Below are 21771 nucleotides of genomic sequence, written 5' to 3'. Positions count from 1 at the left end.
AGTCACGCCTTACGAACGGATTTCGTCACCCCTGACAGCCGGTTGAGCTTCTCGAAGTAGCGCGCGGCATCGCGCGTTCCGGGTGTCAGGTGGGTGGGGGAGAAGCACTCGCCATTGCAGAGCGTCACCCGCCCGGTCGACGTGACGGCCGTGATGATGCATTCCGCATCATCGCGGCCGGTCATCCGAAACCGCACCGGGGCACCGACTTTCACCCAGTCGGGCAGCCAGATCATGCTCCCCGCCCTTCCTGCTCCGCACCCGGCGGCGCATCGACCTCGCGATCGGGGAACGTGTGCGCCTCCGGGACATCGTCGGTGGAGTGGTCGTGCCGCGCAGCGGCCTGGTTGCGCACCGGCGGATCGGCGGGCGCGAAATAGGGATTGGTCATCATCGACTCCGAATCAGGAGAAGGAAGAAGGAAGGTCGTTCACCACGCGCGATGCCTACCGTGGACCCGGTGGCGGTTACGTAGCGGTACGCAGGGAAAACCCCCGCTGACCAGCGCCGAGTCGCCCGGTGTGACAGTTCGCGCGTCGGAGAACCCCCACCGCGCGATGCCCAGCAAGGACGACCCGGTGACAATAATCAGAAGTAAAAGCCAAATGTCCCAAAGCATTACGCCAGCCCCTCGCTGAATGCGCTTGCAGATCTTGGGTTCTTAGACCGGCGCCCCGACGGGCGCTCTGTTGTGCACATCACACGTTACCTTGGTTGTTACAACGTGGCAAGGCTGTGAAGCGCCCCTTCAGGCCTGCTCGGTGCTATACGGTGTTGGCGACTTCTTCGCAGGAAGGATCGAGATGACTGGCATGTCTCCTACCGTCGCGAACTGGGAGTTGATGCTGCGCATCCGGAGTCGGGCTGACGATCAAGGGCTGAAGACGAGCACGATCGTGAAGGCGCTCGATGTCAGTCAGCAGTACTGGTCGGCACTCAACCGTGGACGCGGCACACTGGCCGAGGACAAGTTGAAGGACCTTCTCAGTCTGCTCGAGTTCGATGCCGAGGAGCGGGAGGAGTTGCATGCACTGCGCGACATCGCGAAAGGTCGACATCCGTTCGCTGAGTATTCCGCCCTGTTCAATGAGCAGCTGATGCGGTTCTACGGGTTGGAGACTGGTGCGCAGAACATCCGCAGCTTCGAAAGCACCCTGATACCAGGGCTTCTCCAGACCGAGGACTACATCCGTGTTCTCATGAAGTCGCGAGTCACTACCTACCGGCCGACCGAGGTCGAGCAACGTGTCAGCGCGCGGTTGCAACGGCAGCGTCTGCTCACCGCACCCGACCCTGTCGAATTCTCGGTCGTCATCGGGCAGGCTGCTCTGATGTACAAGGTCGGCGACGATGACGTGCGCAGTAGGCAACTGCAGCACTTGATCTCGATGGCGGAGAGGTATCCGGGCACTATCGAAATCCGCATCGTTCCGTACGAGGCGGGTGGCGCCATCGCGAGTCTCAACTCCGCGACCTTCCACCTCTTGGACTTCAAGAGCGCCCGCCTTCCCATGCTGGGCTGGGCTGAGTCGGCTGCCTACTTCGAAGTCGTCGATGACCCCAAACGGGTTACCGCACTCGACTATCTCTTCAGTCAGATCCAATCGCACGCTCTCGATCGTGAGCGGTCGATCGAGCTGATCAAGCAGGTTGCAAGCCGCAGCTAGGGTTGCTCCGTGAGTGACCGGTTTTTCAGATCCAGTTTCAGCGGTTCGGAGGGTACCTGCGTCGAGGTCGCCCACCACGCCGACGCAGCATTCATCCGAGACAGCAAGTACAGCGGCCTCGCTCGGACCGAGCCGATGCTCGCGGTTGGTCCGAAGCTCTGGCCTGCCTTCCTCGATCTGGCCTCGAGCGGCGTCTCGGGCGACATCGGAGATCAACTGTCCGTCAAGGTCTTCCCCGACGGCAGCGCGACCCTCGCCAGCGCCGAGGGCATCACCCTCGAGTACACCGCTGCCGAATGGGACGCCTTCAAAAAGGGTGTCGCCAACGGCGAATTCGACCGATAGTTCTTGGTTGGAATCTGATTGGTGGCGCCGCCGACCATCAATGGCATGAACAAGAAATTCTTCGCCGCCACCGTTCTCGCCGCCGCCACGACCGCCGCCACCGTGCTGGGTGCGGGCTCCGCCGCCGCGGACAGCGCGCGCCAGATCCACTTCGCCTACGGCACCGACAATGCCTTCGTCAGCGGTCACATCCAGGGGTTCGGTAGCGACACCTACCGGCTGGACGCCCGGGGTGGGCAGACGATGATCATCAGCGCCGCCCCGTACTGGTCGGACACCGTGGTCACCATCAAGGGCCCGACCGGCACCTTGGCCAACCAGCAGCAGTGGGCGCGGGTCACGCTGCCGGTCAATGGTTCCTACGAGCTCGTCGTGACTTCGCCCGGTCACAACACCCTCGATTACGGCCTCGGCGTCAAGATCGACTGAATTTCCGCGGAACCGTTTCCATAGTCCTGAATTCGTGGAGCGCGCCCTCGGTGCGCTCCTTAGTTCTTGTGGGACGCTGATCGGGAAACTCCTTTTTCCCGTCTGTCCGGACCCGGAAGCGAGGGTGTGCCATGGTCGAATACCCGCCGCCGATGCCGCCGATGAATCCGCCGGCGTTCCAGCCGTCGATGCCCATCGTCGACCTCGATGTCTTCCCGCCCGCGCAGCAGCGGCGCTGGACGGTCCTGCTGCGCGCGATCCTGGCCATCCCGCACCTGCTGGTCCTGATTCTGGTGGGCTTGGCGTCCGGGGTGGTCGCGGTGCTCGGCTGGTTCGGCGCACTGTTCACCGGCGCCCTCCCGATCTGGTGCGCCGACTTCCTGCGCGGCACTCTCGCCTACACGATGCGCGTCTTCGGCTACACCTACCTGCTGGTCGACGAGTACCCGCCGTTCAACTTCGAGGTCGACGCGAATTACCCGCTGCGCGTGCAGTTCCCGGCCCCCACCCGCCTGAACCGCTGGGCCGTCCTGTTCCGCTTCTTCCTGGCGCTCCCGATCCTCATCCTGACCAGCTGGCTGTCCACCGGCTGGATGGTGATCGCCCCCATCTTCTGGCTGATCCTGCTGATCACCGGCCGCATGCCCGCCGCCGTCTTCCAGGCCACCGCCGCCGTCCTGCGCAGCCAACTCCGCACCGACGCCTACTGGGCCATGCTCACCCCCACCTACCTCTCCCAAGTCTTCGGCGACGGCCCCGCCCCGGCCCCCGGCGAACTCCCCCCACCCGCGGCTTCCCCCACCCGCCCCCTCCTCGTCTCCCAGGCAGCCAAGGTCCTCCTCTGGATAATCCTGATCCTCGGCGTCCTCTGGAGCTTCTTCAACCCCGGCCCCGACTACTCCACCAACGACAACCCCACCCAGCCCACCCACATCGAATGGCCCCGCCCCACCCCGTAACGACGGATCCCGGGTCCGGCGGCACCTCATGCGCCGAACCCGGGTGGGGGTCAGAGCGCGTAGGGGTTGAAGGCGCAGGTCAGGTTGGGGTGGCCGGAGGGGTCGAGGGCGCGGAGGGCGATGGAGACGGCGCGTTTGGAGTACATCATCGACAGGTGGTCGGAGAGGTCGATGGGGCAGCCGTCCTGGAGGGTCACGTTGGTGACCGTCGCGCCGGGGCCCGCGGTGAGGAAGGTGGCGTCGTAGGGGGTGGAGATCTCGTCGTGGGTGGTGGCGACGCTGGTGTAGTGCACGCCCGCGACGGTGTCACCGGCGGCGTCGAGGGTCGTGTAGAACTTGGATCCGGCCACCTGTTCGATCAGGCCCTCGCCGACCAGGAGTTGGCTGAAACCCAGTGCGTTGAAACCCATGTCGGTCAGGTGGCGGCCCAGGGTGGCGATGCCGTCGAGGGTGGTGCCGTGGTGGGTGGCGCCGAAGGTGATCAGCTGGTCGACCTTGGCCGCGCCGCCGCCGAACTTCAGGTACTGGTCGGCGACGGGGCCGCCCTGCGAGTGGCCGACGATGTTCACCTTGTGCGCGCCGGTCGAGGCGAGCACCTTGTCGACGAAGGTCGCGACCTGCGCGGCCGAATCCTCCATGGGGGCAACGCCGTTGACGCCGGGCACCAGCGCGCCCAGGCCGCCCTGCCGGACCAGCCCCTCCTGGCCGTAATTCAGTGCGTACACGCAGAATCCGGCCTGTTTGATCTGCGGTGACATGTAGGCGAAGCCGTCGTAGGCGTTCATCCACGAACCGTGCAGCAGCACCACCGGTTCCGGATGCGCGGCAGTGGGCTTGCAGTTCCAGTCGTTCGCTCCGGCGGGGGCCATGTTCTCGTTGGCGAGCGAGAAGGTGAACGCGGCCAGGGCGTCGGTCATCTGCGGGCCGTTGCCCGAGGGGATGGTGGAATGCGGCGCGCTGGAGATGCCGGTGTCCGCGAGAGCCTTCCCGGCGGTCTTCACGCCGGAATTGATGGCGTCGACGAGATTCTGGATCGTGGGCGGGGTTTGGGCCTGGGCCTCCACCGAGTGAATTCCGGCCGGCCCGGCCAGCGTCGCCGCGGTCATGATCGCCGCGGCGACGCGCGCCAGTATCCGTGTGCTCGTGGTCATCTGATGTCCTTCCTGCAGGTGCCGGGCTTCGCTGCCCGAACCTGGATGCAGAAGGTAGAGCGATGACCATGAGCGTCAGTACTGCTTACGGGGAGGTTCGCGGTTCCTACAACGGCCCCGGAAGGCCGATGTGAGAATCGCCAACGTCAGCTGACCTGGGTGACCGCGGGCAACTGCCAGGTGCCGTCGAGCGCCTGCGGATCGGCGGCGTAGAGGCGAATCATCAGTCGGCCCTTGCCCGACTCGGAGATCGGCAGCCAATTGCCGTGCGGGACCGCGGGTCCCGGATCGGCCGCTTGAATCACCAGTTCGACCGAACCGTCGGGGCCGGGGACTACCGGCACCTGATGGCCGACGGAATAGATCCCGGCCGGGTTGGGGACCAGGTAGCCCTCCGGCGTGTAGGCCGTCAACGACCAGAATCCCTTGACCGGCGGGGTCTTTCCGGCCGCGAACTTCATGACGTACCGCTTGGGCGCGTCGGGGGTTCCGGCGTCGATCTCCACGGTCGGGTAGACGGCGTCCTTGGGCAGGTTCTCGCCCAGCGCGCCCCGAGCGGTGTAGGCCCGCAACGGGTAGTCGGTGCCGTAGGCGCCCTGATTGGTGTTGAAGGCCCAGCCGTTCTCGTTCTTGGCGCCCGGGTTCTTGTAGCCGGTGATCTGATCCTTGCCCGCCTGCACCCCGGCGCTGAGGTCCGCGGCCAGAGCCGAGTCGACCGTGCCGCCGGGCGTGACCCCGATGCCGGCGAACCGCTTCATCGCGGGTGCGTCGTCGGCGGCGGGCGGATTGTCGACCATGAGTGCGTTGAGTTTGCCGAAGAATGCCGGCCCGTTCATCTTGGCCACGGCGCCCGGCGGCGGAACCGCACTGTTGATCGGCGGATTGCCCAGCGGGGTGGGCCGTTCCCCGCTTTCCCATTCGCTCAGCGTCGCCATCCTCATCTGGCCTTGTGCGGCTTGCGCATTCGCGATGTCGGCCTCGTCGTGGTACTCGGTGCGGTCGATCAGCCACGCGGTATTGGTGGTGATGGGCACCCGCGTCATCCCCTCGGGCACGGTGCCCGAGAAGTTCGGCCCGGTCAACGCGTAGGTGTGCCCACCGTTCTGCTTGCCGTCCTTGGGATCGATGCTGGAGGGGTCGCCCACGGTATTGCTCCACGCGTCGAGCACCTGCATGAGCCAGTACCGATCGGTGATCTCGGGGATCTCCACCACGACCGGCTCGCGCTTCAGATCCACCCACGCCGAGGTGTAGATGGTGTCGACATTCGGATCGACGACGGCGTTGATGGTCGGATCCAGCGGCGGCACGGCCACCCACCGGTTGTTCGGCGTGGAGATGAGGCTCTGCTGATGGGTCGCATCCATCAGCACCAGCGGATAGCCGAAGACGTAGGCATCCGTCGCCACGGACTTCGCGTCGGTAGCGCCGGACGTGCCGGCCGTCGACGATCCACCGGAATCGCTGAAAGATGAACAGGCTGACAACATTCCGCCCGCCACCGTCAGCGCCACGCTGGTCAACACCAGCGAGCGCGATGCCAGGGCGCGTGCCCTGCGGCGAGCAGCCCGAGGCAGGTCGGGTTTCGAAGGATCTGCCGCGTAGTTCAAGGCCACTCCATTCGCTCGGACGGGCACTGGCGCACCGCCTTTGGAAGGGTAGCTATGAATTCGCTAAAGCTGTTTCACTCGATGCCGCATGTTCACGGCACGGTCTTGCCGTCCGACTCGGGAGCCTCGGTCCGGCGGCGCAGGACGTGGGGGATGCGTGCCGCGGGCGGGATCACGATCCCGGCGTCCGCGAGCTTGGCCGCCGCCTGCTCGGGATCGGCGGGCTGACCGACGGTCGGGCCGTGGCCGATCGGCACCACCGAATGCACGATGGTGTCGGGGTAGATGTGCACGTAGTTGAACGCCTGCGCGCCGTCGCGGCCGCGCTGGCCGCCCTCGGCGACCGCCATGTCCTGGCTGTAGCAGGTGGCCGAGGCCACCGAGACGGGGATGCCCGCGAAGGTGGCGGTGCTCGAAAGGTGCAGGTGCCCGGCGAGAATGGCGCGCACGTCGGTGCCGTCGAGGACATCGGCGAGGCGGCGCTGATCGCGCAGTTCCACCAGCACGGCCAGGTCCTGCACGCAGGGGATGGGCGGGTGGTGCATGGCCAGGACGGTGCCGAAGGGGGCCGGTTCGGCGAGAACGTCTCGGAGCCAGGCCAATTGGTCGTCGGTGATCTCACCCCAGTGGTGCCCGGGAACGGTGGTGTCGAGTGCGATGACGCGCAGACCGTCGAACATGTGGACCACGTCGAACGGCGCCGCGGACGGAGCTTCGTCGAGCAGCTGCGCGCGCAGGGTGCCGCGCTCGTCGTGGTTGCCCGCGACCCACACGACGGGCGCGCCGATGCGTTCGGCCCACGGCTCCACCAGGTCCCGCAGCTTGCGGTACGCGCCCGGCTCGCCTCTGTCGGTGAGGTCGCCGGTGAAGATGATGGCGGTCGGGGCGATGCGACTGGCCTCGGCCTGACCGAGCAGCGCGGACAGTCGCGCCTCGGCGTCGACGGCGTCGTACAGGTCGCTGTCGGCGGCGATCAGGTGGGTGTCGCTGAAGTGGAACAGGACATGGTCCGCCCTGGCGTACTCGGCGACTCGCGAGATGTGCACGGATAGCCTCCCCGGCATCTGTGTTTGCGTCGCCAGAATAGCGAAAGCCGTTTCCTTCAGGTTGCCCGCGCACGGTGACGGCATGCTTGCGGAAAGGTGAGATTTGGATGTCGGCCTAATGTCCGAGGCTACCGGCCAGCACTCGCGGATGTTCCTGCTCACGCACGTGCAGCAGGTGGAAATACCGGCGCAGCATCAGGGCAGCGGTAGTCGCCAGTCCGGCCGTCAGCCCCCACCAGACGCCCGCCGCCCCCAAGTTGGCCGGGAAGGCAAGCAGTAGCGCCGTGGGCAATCCCACACCCCAGTAGCCCACCAGGGACAGCCGGAACCCGGCCTTGGTGTCCTTGAGCCCGCGCAGCAAACCGACCCCGATGTTCTGGGCGGCGTCGAAGAACTGCAGCACGATCGCGATCAACAGCAGGGTGTGCGCCGTCGACACGGTCGCGGCATCGCTGTCGGCCAGAAACGGCTTCGACACCCAGTCCGGCACCAGCGCGTACGCGAGCCCGGTGAGCGCCGCGACCAGTCCCGCGTACCGCAAAGCCAGCCACGCCACCGAGCGCGCGTGCACGTACTCGTCACGCGCTACCGCTTTGCTCACCAGAATCGACGCGCCGTGCGAGAGCCCGATCGCCACCTGGAACACGATGTACACGATCTGATAGACGACATTGTGCGCCGCCAGCGCCGCCGCCCCGAGACTTCCCATCACCAGCGCCAGCACCGAGAACATGCCCGCTTCGGACCCGTAGGTGAGTGCGATCGGCGTCCCCAGCCGCAGTTCCTCCCACACCGTCGCCGCGTGCACCGGCCACATCCGAACCGGCAGTGTCGCACCGAGTTTCGGATCCCGCCGCACCATCGCCCAGAACACCCCGAAGGTGATCAGGAAGACCAGCGAGGTGGCCACGCCGATCCCGGTCAATCCCAGCTCCGGCAGCCCGGCCCAGCCGTGCATGAACGTCAGTGCCAGGGCCAGATTCAACGCCACCGACCCGAGCGTCACCAGCAGCAGCGCCTGCGGCCGCTGCATCCCGACCGTGTACTGCCGCAACACCTGGAACCACAGGCACGGCAGCAGTCCCGGGGCCAGCGCCACCATCATCGGCCGCGCCTGCGCCAGCACCGCGGCGTCCTGCCCGAGCCACCGCAATGCCCACCCCAGCCCGATCAGCAGTGCGCCGCCGAGCAATCCGGCGATCGTGGCGATCAGAAAACTCGACCGCACCACGGCCCGGACCTGTCCCTCACCCCGCCGCCCCTGCTTCTCGGCCCGGCTCACCACGGTCGCGACCTGATTGCCGGTCCCGGTGATCAGCCCGACGCACATGGTCCGGATCTGGTTGAACAACACCAGCGCCAGCCCGCCCGCAGCCACCTGCCGCACCCCGAGCGTCCCCATCAACGCGATATTGGTGGTGGACACCGCCACCTGGGCGAGCTGAGTCAAGGCGATGGGCGTGGCCAGCGACGTCAACTGCCGCCCATCGGATTGCCGAAGCGCCCCGATCATTTCGCGGCAGCTCCGTCCGCGGACGTGGAATCCGTGGCGGGCGTCGCGTCCGGCATCAGGATGGTGTGAGTGGCGGGCGGTTCGGGGGTGGCGCCGCGCATTTTCGCGATCAGTTGCGCGAGCATGGCGGCCTGGTCCTCGAGCCGCTGCCGGTACTTGTCGAGGGCCAGGCAGACCAGGCCGTCGCCGCCGGCGGCGAGCAGTTCCCCGATCTCGTGCGCGGGCATGTCGACCAGCTCCAGCTGGTGGATCAGCGTGGCCTCGGGGACCTTCGCATCGGCGTACTCGCGCAGCGGCCGTCCGGTGAGGCCGTTCTGGACCGCGTAGTCGTCGGGCAGCGCGTAGTGCAGGTGGCGCAGGGCCGCGCGCTCGCGCGGGTCGGGGCGGGACGCGGGCCGGTGGGCGGCGAGCAGCCGCGCGATCTCGGCCTCGCGTTCGACGTCGAGCAGGTCGCGGTCGGCCATCCACTCGTCGTCGAAGACGGTGTCCAGGTACTTCTCGCCGTCATCGTTGATGATCACGAGAACGGTGGAATGGCACGGGAATTCGTCGATCCGGGTGAGCGCCGCGTACACCGAGCTGCCGGAGGATCCGCCGATCAACAGCCCCAGTTCCGAGGCCAGCGCCCGGGTGGTGGCGAAGGCGTCCACGTCGGAGACCTTCACCCGGTCCCGCTCCTCGATCAGGTGCAGATCCTGATCCACGTGCACCCCGGGTTCCGCGCCGATCGGCGTACCGGTGCCGGACTGCCAGTAGTCGTGCCCGGGCCCGCCGAAGGCGATCGACCCCTCCGGCTCGACCCCGATCAACCGCGGATCGCAACCCTTCTCCCGCAGCCCCCGCGCGGTCCCGAACAGCGATCCGCCGGTCCCCACCGCCGCCACCAGCACGTCGACATGGCCGAGGTCGGCCACCAATTCCCCGGCCAGCGCGACATATCCGACGCCATTGGCGGGATTGGCGTGCTGCGCCGGGAAGTACGCGCCCAGCTCCGCGGCCAGCTCCGCCGCACGCTCCTCGCGCGCGGAGGTCGACAGCCCGTCGTCACCGTCGTCGGACACGAATTCGAGCACCGTGCCCATCGCCCGCATCGCGTTCAACTTGGCCTTGCAGGCGTGATTGTCGACCACCGCGGTGAACCGGTACCCGCGTTCGCGCGCCACCACCGCCAGCCCCAAACCCGTGTTCCCGGAGGTCGATTCGACGATGTGCCCGCCCGGCCGCAGCAGCCCGCGCCGTTCCGCGTCCAGCACCATGGCCCGGGCCATCCGGATCTTGGCGGTCCCCGTCGGGTTCATGGTCTCGAGCTTGAGGAACAGCCGCGTCCCCGTGATCGGGCTGACGGCCAGCTCGAACAACGGTGTCCGTCCGATGAGCTCGGACACGCGCCTGGCGATAACCGGCATCGAGTATTTCTCCTCGGGAAAGTTCGATGGAGCGTGGAGCGGGCGGTGAGCGCGAACCGTTCAGATGGTGAAGTCGTCGGTGTCGAGGTTCCAATCGAATTGTCGTCCATCCGGCGAGCTTCGCAAGACTACCTTCGGCGGAATGGGTAACTCGTGGAATGGCGACTCGTTGCTGTCCATCTGATAACCGGCGGTATTCGGGTAAATCAGCAGATCCTCGGTGGTCGCAGGCCGCGGAAACGGGATTCGACGCCAACTGAGCATGTCTTCTTCGAGGCAAGTCGAGCCGCCGACGCAGGTCGGAGTGACGTCGCCCGGGCGTTTCGGCCACAGCACGGGATCGGGCAGATACTCGCTGTCGAACCATTGTTCGGACAGGCTGAGGCTGCTGCCGTTGACGGTGAGGATGTCGTAGGGCTGACCGTGCGCGATACGAGTTTTGACGCCCTGGATCCGGAATACCGTGCTGCCCGCACCGTCGAGGAGCGCGCGTCCGGGCTCGACCGCCAGCCGAATTCCGGCAGCCCGGAGCCTTTCTGTCAGGTTGCCGTGGCGCAGGACGGCGGCGAGCATGCCCGGTCCTGGGACCGGGAAGTGATAGGGGTAATAGGAGTCGACCTTGGGTTCGCGACAGCCGTGGAACCACATCGGATTCGCCTGCGCGCAAAAGGTTTTCCAGGCGTCCTCGGGAACGTAGTCCACGCCGAAGCCGCCGCCGATCGAGATGGTGGCGGCGGGATGGCCGAGGTCGCGGGCGGCGACGCACTTCTCGATCAGCTTGGCGGCCTGGTCCGCCCGGGCGGCCGCGTTGTAGCCGCCGAGATGAAAGCTGAACCCCTCCATGCGAATCGACGCCCGCGCGGCGAGCCGGACGGCGTCGTCGAGCTCGGTCTCCGTCATTCCGAAGCGGCTGCTGGAACCATCCGGCAGGACCCGCAGCACGATGCGGGCGGACCTGTCGATGGTGGCGAGTCGGTCGAGTTCGGCCGCGGTGTCGATGGCGATCACGGCGTTCTCTCGTGCGGCCAGCGCCAGCAGCTGATCGGATTTGGCGGGTCCGGTCACCATCAGATCCGCTCCGGCGATGCCTCCGGCTCGGGCGCTCTTCAGCTCACCGACGCTCGCGACGTCGACGCCCGCACCGGCCGCGAGGCAGGCGGCGATGACACACGGGGATTTGTTGGCCTTCTTGCCGTAGTAGATGGACCCCGTCAATCCGCTGTTGCTGAATACGGTTCGAAATGCCTGGATGTTCTCGATGATCCGCGCCGGATACATGACGTGAAATGGTCCGTCGACCTCGGTCGCGATCTTCTGCAGCGCGTCACCGTCCAGCAGCCGGTTCTCCCATTCGAGCCGGTGGGCCGGCATCGGCGCCGCGGTTATCTCGCCGATGTCGCGAGCGGGGGTGTCGATCGTGCGAACGGGGGTGTCGATAGTGGAGGGGGCGGCTTCCGCGTGGTGCTCCATCTTCCCTTTCAGTGGCGTGAGGGCGGTGATAGCCAACATGCATGACCGTGTCAGTGCGAATCTAGACTCAAATGATGAGTGGGTAATGGTTTTGACCAATGTCCGAAATAGCCGTTTCGGCCGGATTTCTTTCGCGAATCCGTTCGATTAAGCCGGGCAGGTCAATCCCAGAGCGAAACCTCGGTGCCGCGCCCTTCGGCGATCGCGCGATTGGCCAGCGCGTGCGCGACCGCGATATCGGTCAACACCAAGCCGCTGTTGTAGACGAAAATCCGTTCGTCGTCATTGCTCCGGCCGACGGCCCGATGACCCAGAATCTGGGGTAGCTCGGCGTCGACCCCGCGTAGTCGGCCGTCCGGGCCCGCCATGTCGGTTCCGGTCAGGGCCATCTGCTCGGCGCTGGTGGCGATCACACGATCGGCCTCGACCAGGGTGGACGGCGCCAGGCCGTAGCCGACCAGCACCACGGTCGAGCCGGGCGCCAGATCCGCGGCCTCGATGGCGACCCGGGTGCCCGGGCCCGCGGTGGCCAGGATGACGTCCGCGTCGCGCGCGGCCGCGTTCGGTTCGCTCACGATCTCCAGTTCCGCGTGCGGATGATGGTGCAGCAGTTGCTGATGCACGGCAGCCAGCCCGTCGGGGTGGGTGCCGAAGAGCATCAGCCGGTTCAGGTTCGGGTTCGCCGCCAATAGGTGGGGCAGCGCGTTGCGGCCCTGGGTGCCGGTGCCGATCAGCAGTGCGCTGCGCGCTCCGGGCCGAACGCATTCGCGCACCAGCAGGGCCGAGACCGCCGGTGTGCGCAGCGCGCCGACCCGGGCGCAATCCATCAGCGCGATGGGCGAGCCGGTGGCGTCGTCGTAGAGGGAGATGGTGGTGAAGTACTTCTTGTTGGAGCGGTCGTGGTGTGGATCGAACTTGTAGCTGGTCTTCATCGCCACCACCCGGCGCCGGCCGTCGCGCCCCAGCATGGCGTACGCGACCGACCAGCCGTCGGGGTGCGCAACGCTGAGCTTGCGCGGGTTGTCCGAATCACCGCCCGCCAGTGCGAGATACGCGTCCTCGACCGCGCGCACCACCTCGGCCGGGCTGATCGGGACGTCCGCGAGATCGCTGCGGCTGAGTACTCGGAGCGGGGTGGGGCGGTAGTTCACGGGTGCTGTCCTCGGGTCGTGCTGAAGGGTGCTACGACGCGCTGGCCGTAGCCGTCCTCGGCGGATTCGCCGACCGCGCGACGGCGTTGCGGCAGGCGGATGTTGACTCGCTTGAGCCAGCGGTCGGTGCCGTCGTAGCGCGGGGTGAACGGCACCCGCCCGTGCACCACCACATCATTGTCCACCAGCAGTAGCTCGCCGGGAGCCAAAGCGGTGGTGCGACTCACCCTTTCCAGTTCACCGGCCAAATGTTGGTAGGCACAGCGGAATTGGTCGTCGGCGCGGTCGATCGGGGTATAGGCGGGGTCGAAACGCAGTGTCGGTCCGTCGGGGTCGGCGCCGACGGTGGGGACGGACGGCGCGGTCGAGTCGTCGAAGTCGTCGCCGTAGGAGATGTCGGGCAGGATCGGCAGCCGGGCGGTGCGCAGCAGCTTCCATTGCGCCGCGTCGAGTTCCACCTGCCGGATGGAGGACACCGTGGTCGCGACCCGGTCCGGATTGCGCAGGCAGCCGAGCATCAGCAGATTGGCGCGTCCGGGATGGAAGGCGTCCTCGGTGTGCGGGCTGAGCAGCGTGGTGCTGCTGGACCCCGACTGTTCGTGTTCGTGCCCGGGGGTCGGCAGGATGTTGTTGACCAGCCGCCCGGCCTGCTGGCCCTGCCAGCCGAACGGTTCACCGGCGCAGCGCGCCAGCAGCAGCAGCGCGATGTCGAGTTCGAGCGAGGTGGACCGCCGCGCCCGGTCTCCGGCCCAGGCGGCGGCCTCCTCCCAGTTGAACGGGGTCGGTCCGAGCGCGTCCTCGACGACCGGTAGCCGGCTGATCACCGCGACGCCGGCCGCGGTGGTGGGCGGGCGCATGGCCTCGTGCACCACGTCGGGCAACCTGCCGTATTTGGCATCGATGTGGCGCAACAGGACCGGATGCGAGAGGGTGGCTGCGATCTCGGGCGTGGCACCCACTGTGACGGCGATCTCAGCGGCAAGGTAGTGGATGGCTCGGGTCGCGGATTCCGGCAGGTCGCGCCGTTCGATCGGGTCGAGCTTTTCTGGGTGGAGCATATTACGTTCGGAGAGAACGCTTTTCACCAAGGGAAGGGCCTTCCTGGCGTGGGCGGTGGCATGGTGATCTCGGCTCGACCGATGACGGTATTGCCCCCGCATTAATTTGGCAAGGCTTACCTAAGGGTGTGTCGTAGAAATAGCGAACAGGTATAGGATTCCCGCGCGGGGGGTAATCGAATCGGCTTCGTTCCCGCGAACCGCGTTGACGTTTCTCGCCTCCGCCCCGATCCATCTGGATGATGAACGGTGTGCGTATCCGAATGGCCGGCCTCCGGGCCCCGCTGAGCCGCGCCGGCCTGGTGGGCACGGCCGTCGCTCTCGTCCTGCTGACCGGTTGCGGGACAACCCATCTCACGCCCGTGCCCGACGACATGCCGCCGGGCGCGGGCGCCCCGATCCCCGCGATCGACCTGGATGCGCCCGGCCGCACCGCAATTCAGCTGCACGACTGGGCGAAGGAACAGCGCGGGTCGACCGGCATCCCGGTGCTCGCGCTCGAGGCCTACGGTTACGCGGCCGCGGTGATGGCCCGATCCAAGCCGGAATGCGGCATCGGATGGACGACGCTGGCCGGCATCGCGAGCGTGGAGAGTCAGCACGGATCGCACGCCGGCTCGAGCATCGCCGACGACGGCACCGTCTCGCCCCCGATTCGCGGACTGGCGTTGGACGGTTCGCCGGGCCGCGCCCGCATCCTCGACGTGAGTTCCACCGAGGCGAACCCGGTCTACGTCCGCGCGATGGGTCCCTTCCAGTTCATCCCCGAGACCTGGAAGCGCTGGGGCGTGGACGCCAACGGCGACGGCAAGATCGACCCCGACAACATCGACGACGCGGCCCTGACCGCCGCCCGTTACCTCTGCGCCATGGGCGGGGACCTCACCGCCGCCCCCGGCTGGCAACAGGCCCTGCTGACCTACAACCAATCCACCAGCTACATGAATACCGTCCGGTATCGAGCCGCCGCCTACAGCGTGGGACGCACCGTCTGATCTGTCCCGGAGTGAGGCCCGGCGGGTCAATTGCGCACTGCTAGGCTTTTCGGCAGTACGGCGACAGCCGTGCGACCTGCCGAGTCAGCAGCCGAAGGAGTGTCGTTTCGTGGCCATCATCGAACAGGTCGGAGCTCGCGAGATCCTGGATTCTCGTGGCAACCCCACTGTCGAGGTCGAGATCGCTCTCGACGACGGCACCCTCACCCGCGCGGCCGTGCCCTCCGGCGCGTCCACCGGTGAGCACGAGGCCGTGGAGCTGCGTGACGGTGGCGACCGCTACCAGGGCAAGGGTGTGCAGAAGGCCGTCGAGGGCGTCCTCGACGAGATCGCCCCGGCCGTGATCGGTCTCGACGCCGTCGAGCAGCGCACCGTCGACCAGACCCTGCTGGATCTGGATGGCACCCCGGACAAGTCGCGCCTGGGCGCGAACGCCCTGCTGGGCGTGTCGCTGGCGGTGGCCCGCGCCGCCGCCGAGTCCTCGGGCCTGGAACTGTTCCGCTACGTCGGCGGCCCGAACGCCCACGTGCTGCCGGTTCCGATGATGAACATCCTCAACGGTGGCGCGCACGCCGACTCCGGCGTCGACGTCCAGGAATTCATGATCGCCCCCATCGGCGCGGCCACCTTCAAGGAGTCGCTGCGCTGGGGCGCGGAGGTCTACCACACGCTGAAGTCGGTGCTGAAGGCTCAGGGCCTGTCCACCGGCCTGGGCGACGAGGGCGGTTTCGCGCCGTCGGTCGCCAACACCCGTGCCGCCCTGGACCTGATCGCCTCGGCGATCGAGAAGGCCGGTTTCAAGCTGGGCAGCGAGATCGCGCTGGCGCTCGACGTGGCCGCCACCGAGTTCTACACCACCGGTGAGGGTTACAAGTTCGAGGGCAAGCTGCACACCGCGGCTGAGATGTCGGACTTCTACGCCGGCCTGCTCGGCAACTACCCGATCGTCTCGATCGAGGACCCGCTGTCCGAGGACGACTGGGACGGCTGGGTCGCCCTGACCGACCAGATCGGCGACAAGGTGCAGCTGGTCGGCGACGACCTGTTCGTCACCAATCCGGACCGCCTGGAAGAGGGCATCGCCAAGGGCGCGGCCAACGCGCTGCTGGTGAAGGTCAACCAGATCGGCACCCTGACCGAGACCCTGGACGCGGTCGAGCTGGCCCACCGCAACGGCTACAAGACGATGATGAGCCACCGGTCCGGCGAGACCGAGGACACCACCATCGCCGACCTGGCCGTGGCCGTCGGCTCCGGTCAGATCAAGACCGGCGCCCCGGCCCGCTCCGAGCGTGTCGCCAAGTACAACCAGCTGCTGCGCATCGAGGACGCCCTGGGCGACTCGGCGCGCTACGCCGGTGACGCGGCCTTCCCGCGTTTCGCGTTCGAAGGCTGACATAGTCGAAGGCTGAGAATTCCAACGATCAGCTGAGTTTCGAGGTGTGAGATGACGGAGCGACGGGTGCGCGGTACCAGTCCGGCAGGACGAAGTGACCGGCGCCCGTCGCGATCCGCCAGGTCCAAGACCACCTCGGGCGGGAAGCGGGCCGAAACCGCCACCGCCGCATCGAAGTCCGGCGCGGTCCCGAAAACCGCGGCCAAGGCTCGCGCCACGGCCGGGCAGGGGACCGCCAAGCGCCGCGCCGCGGCTGCCAAAGCCGAACGGCACGAACGCAAGATCCTCGGCCTGTCCACCGGCCGCGCGGTCCTGCTGGCCGCGGTGCTGGCGGGCCTCGCGCTCACCCTGGCGGTGCCGCTGCGCACGTACTTCACCCAGCGCGCCGACGCCGCCGAACTGGCCACCCAGCATCGTCAGCTGGAAGAGGACGTCACGGTGCTGCGTGATCGCCGTGCCCAGCAACAGGATCCGAACTACATCAAGGCCGAGGCCCGGGACCGGCTGCGCCTGGTGATGCCGGGGGACACCCCCTACATCGTGCAGATCCCCGAGATCGAGCAACCGGCCATCCCGACCCAGCCCGCCAAACCGCGGCAGCCCGACCCCTGGTACACGCAGGTGTGGCACAGCATTTCGTCGCCGCAACCCGTCGTCGCCGCGCCCGCCCCCGCCCCACCCGCCCCGGCGCCCCCGCCGCCCGCAGTACCGTCCGAGGAAGGACCCCCCAGGTGACCGCAGCCGAGAACGAACCCAGCGAGCGCGATCTCGCGATCGTCGCCGAGCAACTGGGCCGGGCTCCGCGCGGCGTGCTCGCCATCGCGTACCACACCCCCGACGGCCTGCCCGCGGTCGTGAAGACCGCGCCCAAGCTGCCCGACGGCACCCCCTTCCCGACGCTCTACTACCTGACCGACCCGCGCCTCACCGCCGAGGCGAGCCGGCTCGAGACCACCGGCCTGATGCGCGACATGTCCGAACGCCTCACCCGCGATCCGGAACTGGCCGCCGCCTACCGCGCCGCCTACGACAGCTACCTGTCCGAGCGCAACGCCATCGAGGACCTGGGCACCGACTTCGCCGGCGGCGGCATGCCCGACCGGGTGAAGTGCCTGCACGTCCTGATCGCCCACTCCCTGGCCAAGGGCCCGGGCCTCAACACCCTCGGTGACGAGGCCGTCGCCCTGGCCGCCGAACACGGCCTGCGCGGCACCGCCATCCCCGCCGACTGGCCGAAATACGAGCAGTACCGCACCGATTCGGAGACCGGCGAGGCCTGACCCCGGGTCCGGCGAGATCTGTTCAGAACCAGTCGAATTCAGAGGTCAGTGATGAGCAACGCGGAATTCGCCCAGAGCTCGGCGACGGACGGCCGCCCGACGGCCGCCGGGCACGAGCGGATCGCGGCGATCGACTGCGGCACCAACTCCATTCGCCTGCTGATCGCCGACGCCACCCACGACGACGCGGGCGCGCCCCGGCTGACCGATGTGCATCGGGAGATGCGGATCGTGCGACTGGGCCAGGGCGTGGACGCCACCGGCGCGCTGAACCCCGAAGCGATCGAACGCACTCGGGTGGCGTTGCGCGACTACGTGGACCTGATGCTGAAATACGGCGTGACGCGGGTGCGCATGGTCGCCACCTCGGCCACCCGCGACGCGTCCAACCGCGAGGACTTCTTCACCATGACCGGCGAGGAGCTGGGCCGGGTGGTGGCCGGGGCGCAGGCCGAGGTCATCACCGGTGACGAGGAGGCCCGTCTGTCGTTCGCGGGCGCGGTCGGGGAACTGTCCAGCGCCGCCGGTCCTTTCGTGGTCGTCGATCTCGGTGGCGGGTCCACCGAGGTGGTGCTGGGCGACGCCAACGGCGTGCAGTCGGCCTACTCCGCCGACATCGGCTGCGTGCGCATCACCGAGCGCTGCCTGCACGGCAATCCGCCCACCCGCGAGGAGGTCGCGGCCGCGCGCTTCTTCGCCTCCGAGCGGCTGGCGCAGGCCTTCGGCGTGGTGCCGGTGGAGCGGGCGCACACCTGGGTGGGCGTGGCCGGAACCATGACCACCATCGCGGCCGTCGCGCTGGATCTGCCCGAATACGATTCGGAGCGGGTGCATCTCACCCGGCTGCCGCTGTCGGAACTGCGCGCGGTGTGCGATCGGCTGATCGGCATGAACCACGATCAGCGGGCCGCGCTCGGGCCGATGCATCCGGGCCGGGTCGATGTGATCGGCGGTGGCGCGGTTGTTGCTGAGGTGCTGGCCGACGAGCTGGCCCGGCGCGCCGGAATCGGTGAGCTGATCGTCAGTGAGCACGACATCCTGGACGGCATCGCGCTTTCGATTGCCTGATAAGGCCATTCATCGAGCGCATTCGAGACCATTTGTCCGATGCCCGGATCAGCACGTACATCCCCTGGGAAAATGTGACATAGGTTAACCCCTGAGGTTGCTGTCAGATTGCCCCATATGGGAGGGTCTCGGGTATGTCAGGAGTAGCTCACGACGCGAAACCGGCCACTGAACGCACCCTGTTCGGCCATCCCATCGGTATCGCGAATCTGTTCGGCGTCGAGTTGTGGGAACGGTTCTCGTTCTACGGGATGCTCACGATTCTCGGCTACTACCTGTACTACTCGGCCGGCGACGGCGGCCTGGGCATGGCCGAGCCGACCGCGCTCGGCATCGTCGGCGCGTACGGCGGTCTGGTCTACCTGTCGACCGTGCTCGGCGCGTGGGTGGCCGACCGGCTGCTCGGCTCCGAACGCACCGTCTTCTACGGCGGCGTCATCGTCATGGCCGGTCACATCGCACTGGCGATCCTGCCCGGCCTGACCGGTGTCGGCGTCGGTCTGGTGCTGGTCGCGCTCGGTTCGGGCGGGTTGAAGGCGAACGCCTCCTCGCTGCTGGGCACCCTTTACGACAAGGACGACCCGCGCGCGGACGGCGGTTTCACGCTGTTCTATCTCGGCATCAACCTGGGCGCCTTCGCCGGTCCGCTGATCACCGGTGTGCTGCAGGATCACGTCGGCTTCCACTACGGCTTCGGCGCCGCCGCGATCGGTATGGCGATCGGCCTGACCCAGTACGTCGTCTTCCGCAAGAACCTCGGCGAGCACGGGCGTGATGTGCCGAACCCGTTGCCGCGCACCGAGATCCCGAAGGTGATCGCCGCCCTCGCCGCTTTCGTCGTGGTGGTCGCGATCGCCGCGGTGACCAAGCTGGTGACGCTGTCGAACCTGCCCAACGTCACCACCGGCGTGATCGCCGTGGCCTCGATCGCCTACTTCGCGATCATGCTGACCAGCGACAAGGTCACCGCGGTGGAACGCACCCGGGTGCGCGCGTACATGCCGCTGTTCGTCGCGAACGCGGTGTTCTGGTCGCTGTTCCAGCAGATCTTCACCGTGCTGTCGGCCTACTCCGACAAGCGCATGACCTGGTCCATCTTCGGCTGGACCGCGCCCTCGAACTGGATCGGCTCGATGGAGCCGGTGTGGATCATCGCCCTGTCGCCGCTGTTCGCCATCATGTGGACCCGCCTGGGCAACCGCGCCCCCAGCACCCCGCGCAAGTTCGCGCTCGGCGTGATCGGCATGGGCGCGGCCTTCCTGCTGTTCACCCTCTTCTCCGGCACCGAAGGCAAATCGGTCTCGTTCGTCATCGTCTTCTTCATCCTCGGCGCCTTCGCGATCTCGGAACTCATGCTCTCCCCGATCGGCCTCTCGGTCACCACCAAGCTGGCCCCCAACGCCTTCCGAGCCCAGATGATGGCCCTCTACTTCTTCTCCGTAGGCATCGGCACCTCCATGTCCGGCGTCCTCGCCAAGTACTACGACCCCTCCCACGAACTCGCCTACTTCGGCATCACCGGCCTGATCGCCATGATCGTCGGCGCCATCGTCTGGTCCATCGCCCCCTGGATCAGCCGCCACATGGAGGGCGTGCACTGATCACGGTGCGCTGACCCGCCGCTGAAACGCGAAAGCGCCCATGGCCTTCGGGCCATGGGCGCTTTCGACTGTTCGGAGGTCAGTCCTTGACCAGCTCCGGGGCGTCGAGCTCGTCCAGGGTGTCCGGGACCGACTCGCCGTGTGCCGGGGCGTCGGAGCGGTTGGGGAGCAGGACCGCCATGACGATGACGATCACCGCGAGGGCCGCCGAGACCAGGAAGGCCAGGCGCATGCCGTCGAGGTGGGCGTTGAGGGGGTTCTCGCCGGCGTCGACCAGGTGGGTGGCGCGGGAGGTCATGACGGTGACGACCAGGGCGGTGCCGAAGGCGGCGGCCACCTGCTGGAGGGTGCCGAGCATGGAACTGCCGTGGGAGTAGAGGTGCATCGGCAGCGCGCCCAGGCCCAGGGTGAACACCGGTGTGAAGGCGGCGGCCAGCGACACCATCAGCAGGATGTGCAGGGCGACCAGGACCGCGTAGGGGATGGTCAGGGAGAGCTGGGTGAAGCCGACCAGGGCGGCGGTGATGCCGATCGAGCCGGGGATCACCAGGACTCGGCCGCCGAAACGGTCGAAGATCTTGCCCACGGTGGGGCCGAGCAGACCCATGGCCAGACCGCCGGGCATGACCAGCAGACCGGTCTGCAGCGGGCTCAGGCCGCGCAGGTTCTGCAGGTACAGGGGCAGCAGGATCATCGAGCCCATCATGGCCAGGAACGCCACGGCCATCAGGACCAGCGCCTTGGAGTAGGTGGCCGACAGCAGGATGCGCAGATCCAGCAGCGGGGTGCCGGTGCGCTGCAGCGAGATCTGACGGAACACGAAGACGCCGACCAGGATCAGGCCGCCGGCCACGTACAGCGCCGGGGTGGCGGCACTGCCGGAACCGAACTTGCTCAGGCCGTACACCAGACCACCGAAGCCGAAGCCCGCGAACGCCACACTGAACCAGTCGATCGAACCGGTCTGCGGCTCACCGACATTCTCCAGCTTGCGCAGGCCGAACGCGGTCACCGCACCGGCGATCGGCAGCACCAGCGCGAACAGCCAGCGCCACGAACCGACCTGCAGCACCAGACCGGAAATGACCGGTCCCATGGCGGGGGCCACCGAGATGGCCAGCGTGACATTGCCCATCACCCGGCCGCGATCCTGCTCCGGGACCACCGTCATCAGGGTGGTCATCAGCAGCGGCATCATCACCGCGGTGCCGCCGGCCTGGATCACGCGGCCGATCAGCAGCACGGCGAAGGACGGCGCGACCGCGGCCAGCGCGGTGCCGACCAGGAACACGCCCATGGCGATCGCGTAGGCGCGGCGGGTGGTGACCCGCTGCAGGAACCAGCCGGTCACCGGAATGACCGCCGCCATGGTGAGCATGAACGCGGTGGACACCCACTGCGCGGACCGCTCGGTCACATGGAGATCCGTCATGAGCCGCGGAATCGCGTTGATCATGATGGTCTCGTTCAGGATGACCGTGAACGTGGCGAGCACCAGCAACCGGATGACCGTTGGCGTCCGCTGCTTGGTCGAGCTCGCGGCTGGGTCGGCGGGCATCGGTAAACCTCCGGGGGTGATCGTCGTCGAGGGGTGTGGCCCGCGGAATCGGTGATCGCCGTCCGAAC

20 protein-coding genes and 1 pseudogene are annotated in these 21771 nt (G+C 67.5%); 10 read left to right on the top strand and 11 right to left on the bottom strand.

Annotated features, from left to right (window positions below):
* Positions 1-2: 2 nt before the first annotated feature.
* Together ACYVKL_RS15730 and ACYVKL_RS15725 are read right to left on the bottom strand one after the other, a co-directional pair.
* Positions 3-236 (bottom strand): hypothetical protein, encoded by a 234-nt coding sequence (locus ACYVKL_RS15730; protein WP_213559459.1) that lies wholly within the window; start codon positions 234-236, stop codon positions 3-5.
* Positions 233-391, bottom strand: coding sequence for a hypothetical protein (locus ACYVKL_RS15725; protein ID WP_379163904.1), 159 nt, complete (start codon positions 389-391; stop codon positions 233-235). The genes ACYVKL_RS15730 and ACYVKL_RS15725 overlap by 4 nt, the downstream gene beginning before the upstream one ends.
* A 412-nt stretch (positions 392-803) precedes the next feature.
* Here ACYVKL_RS15725 and ACYVKL_RS15720 point away from each other — a divergent pair, with 412 nt between their 5' ends.
* The 4 genes from ACYVKL_RS15720 (at position 804) to ACYVKL_RS15705 (ending at position 3400) form a co-directional block, all read left to right on the top strand.
* Positions 804-1667: a DUF5753 domain-containing protein gene (locus tag ACYVKL_RS15720; protein ID WP_379163901.1), complete on the top strand. Its 864-nt coding sequence runs from the start codon at positions 804-806 to the stop codon at positions 1665-1667.
* A gap of 9 nt (positions 1668-1676) precedes the next feature.
* Positions 1677-2012, top strand: coding sequence for a DUF397 domain-containing protein (locus ACYVKL_RS15715; protein ID WP_379163899.1), 336 nt, complete (start codon positions 1677-1679; stop codon positions 2010-2012).
* A gap of 45 nt (positions 2013-2057) precedes the next feature.
* Positions 2058-2441, top strand: a complete 384-nt coding sequence (locus tag ACYVKL_RS15710) for a hypothetical protein (RefSeq protein ID WP_213559464.1) — start codon at positions 2058-2060, stop codon at positions 2439-2441.
* A gap of 131 nt (positions 2442-2572) precedes the next feature.
* Entirely contained in the window at positions 2573-3400 is an 828-nt protein-coding gene (locus ACYVKL_RS15705; RefSeq protein ID WP_379163896.1) for a DUF4389 domain-containing protein, read from the top strand.
* A 50-nt stretch (positions 3401-3450) separates the two neighbouring features.
* Here ACYVKL_RS15705 and ACYVKL_RS15700 read toward each other — a convergent pair whose 3' ends face one another.
* The 8 genes and pseudogenes from ACYVKL_RS15700 to ACYVKL_RS15665 form a co-directional block, all read right to left on the bottom strand.
* On the bottom strand, positions 3451-4551 hold the full coding sequence (locus ACYVKL_RS15700) for an esterase/lipase family protein (protein ID WP_379163893.1): 1101 nt from the start codon (positions 4549-4551) through the stop codon (positions 3451-3453).
* Positions 4552-4697: 146 nt separating this feature from the next.
* The gene (locus ACYVKL_RS15695) at positions 4698-5960 is read right to left on the bottom strand and encodes a DUF1254 domain-containing protein (protein ID WP_379163890.1); all 1263 of its coding nucleotides are present in this window, start codon (positions 5958-5960) and stop codon (positions 4698-4700) included.
* Between the two features lie 293 nt (positions 5961-6253).
* Positions 6254-7207, bottom strand: a complete 954-nt coding sequence (locus ACYVKL_RS15690; RefSeq protein ID WP_379163887.1) for a phosphodiesterase — start codon at positions 7205-7207, stop codon at positions 6254-6256.
* A 115-nt stretch (positions 7208-7322) separates the two neighbouring features.
* Entirely contained in the window at positions 7323-8720 is a 1398-nt protein-coding gene (locus tag ACYVKL_RS15685) for an MATE family efflux transporter (RefSeq protein WP_379163884.1), read from the bottom strand.
* Between the two features lie 374 nt (positions 8721-9094).
* Positions 9095-10126, bottom strand: a pseudogene (locus tag ACYVKL_RS15680) (PLP-dependent cysteine synthase family protein); the annotation flags it as partial.
* Between the two features lie 60 nt (positions 10127-10186).
* Entirely contained in the window at positions 10187-11695 is a 1509-nt protein-coding gene (locus tag ACYVKL_RS15675; protein ID WP_379163881.1) for an alanine racemase, read from the bottom strand.
* 62 nt (positions 11696-11757) lie between these two features.
* Positions 11758-12747 carry an ornithine cyclodeaminase family protein gene (locus ACYVKL_RS15670; RefSeq protein ID WP_379163878.1) on the bottom strand — a complete coding sequence of 330 codons (990 nt, stop codon included), beginning with the start codon at positions 12745-12747 and terminating at the stop codon, positions 11758-11760.
* On the bottom strand, positions 12744-13805 hold the full coding sequence (locus ACYVKL_RS15665; protein WP_379163875.1) for a TauD/TfdA family dioxygenase: 1062 nt from the start codon (positions 13803-13805) through the stop codon (positions 12744-12746). Before ACYVKL_RS15665 ends, ACYVKL_RS15670 begins: the two co-directional genes overlap by 4 nt.
* A gap of 242 nt (positions 13806-14047) precedes the next feature.
* Here ACYVKL_RS15665 and ACYVKL_RS15660 point away from each other — a divergent pair, with 242 nt between their 5' ends.
* From ACYVKL_RS15660 to ACYVKL_RS15635, 6 genes are all read left to right on the top strand, one after another.
* The gene (locus ACYVKL_RS15660) at positions 14048-14800 is read left to right on the top strand and encodes a lytic transglycosylase domain-containing protein (protein WP_379163872.1); all 753 of its coding nucleotides are present in this window, start codon (positions 14048-14050) and stop codon (positions 14798-14800) included.
* Between the two features lie 109 nt (positions 14801-14909).
* Positions 14910-16196: a phosphopyruvate hydratase gene (gene eno, locus ACYVKL_RS15655; protein ID WP_379163869.1), complete on the top strand. Its 1287-nt coding sequence runs from the start codon at positions 14910-14912 to the stop codon at positions 16194-16196.
* Between the two features lie 51 nt (positions 16197-16247).
* Positions 16248-16931, top strand: a complete 684-nt coding sequence (locus ACYVKL_RS15650) for an FtsB family cell division protein (protein WP_379163866.1) — start codon at positions 16248-16250, stop codon at positions 16929-16931.
* On the top strand, positions 16928-17476 hold the full coding sequence (locus ACYVKL_RS15645; protein WP_213559473.1) for a DUF501 domain-containing protein: 549 nt from the start codon (positions 16928-16930) through the stop codon (positions 17474-17476). The genes ACYVKL_RS15650 and ACYVKL_RS15645 overlap by 4 nt, the downstream gene beginning before the upstream one ends.
* A 51-nt stretch (positions 17477-17527) precedes the next feature.
* Positions 17528-18544, top strand: a complete 1017-nt coding sequence (locus ACYVKL_RS15640) for a Ppx/GppA phosphatase family protein (RefSeq protein ID WP_379163863.1) — start codon at positions 17528-17530, stop codon at positions 18542-18544.
* Between the two features lie 134 nt (positions 18545-18678).
* On the top strand, positions 18679-20145 hold the full coding sequence (locus tag ACYVKL_RS15635; RefSeq protein WP_379163860.1) for a peptide MFS transporter: 1467 nt from the start codon (positions 18679-18681) through the stop codon (positions 20143-20145).
* A gap of 79 nt (positions 20146-20224) precedes the next feature.
* Here the strand turns inward: ACYVKL_RS15635 and ACYVKL_RS15630 are convergent, their stop codons facing one another.
* Complete coding sequence (locus ACYVKL_RS15630; protein WP_379163857.1) at positions 20225-21703, bottom strand: MDR family MFS transporter; 1479 nt, start codon at positions 21701-21703, stop codon at positions 20225-20227.
* Between the last annotated feature and the right edge of the window lie 68 nt (positions 21704-21771).

It is taken from the genome of Nocardia tengchongensis, from assembly GCF_054781395.1.
The sequence above is the reverse complement of the archived record's forward strand: the minus strand, read 5'-3'. Positions and strand labels throughout refer to the sequence as shown.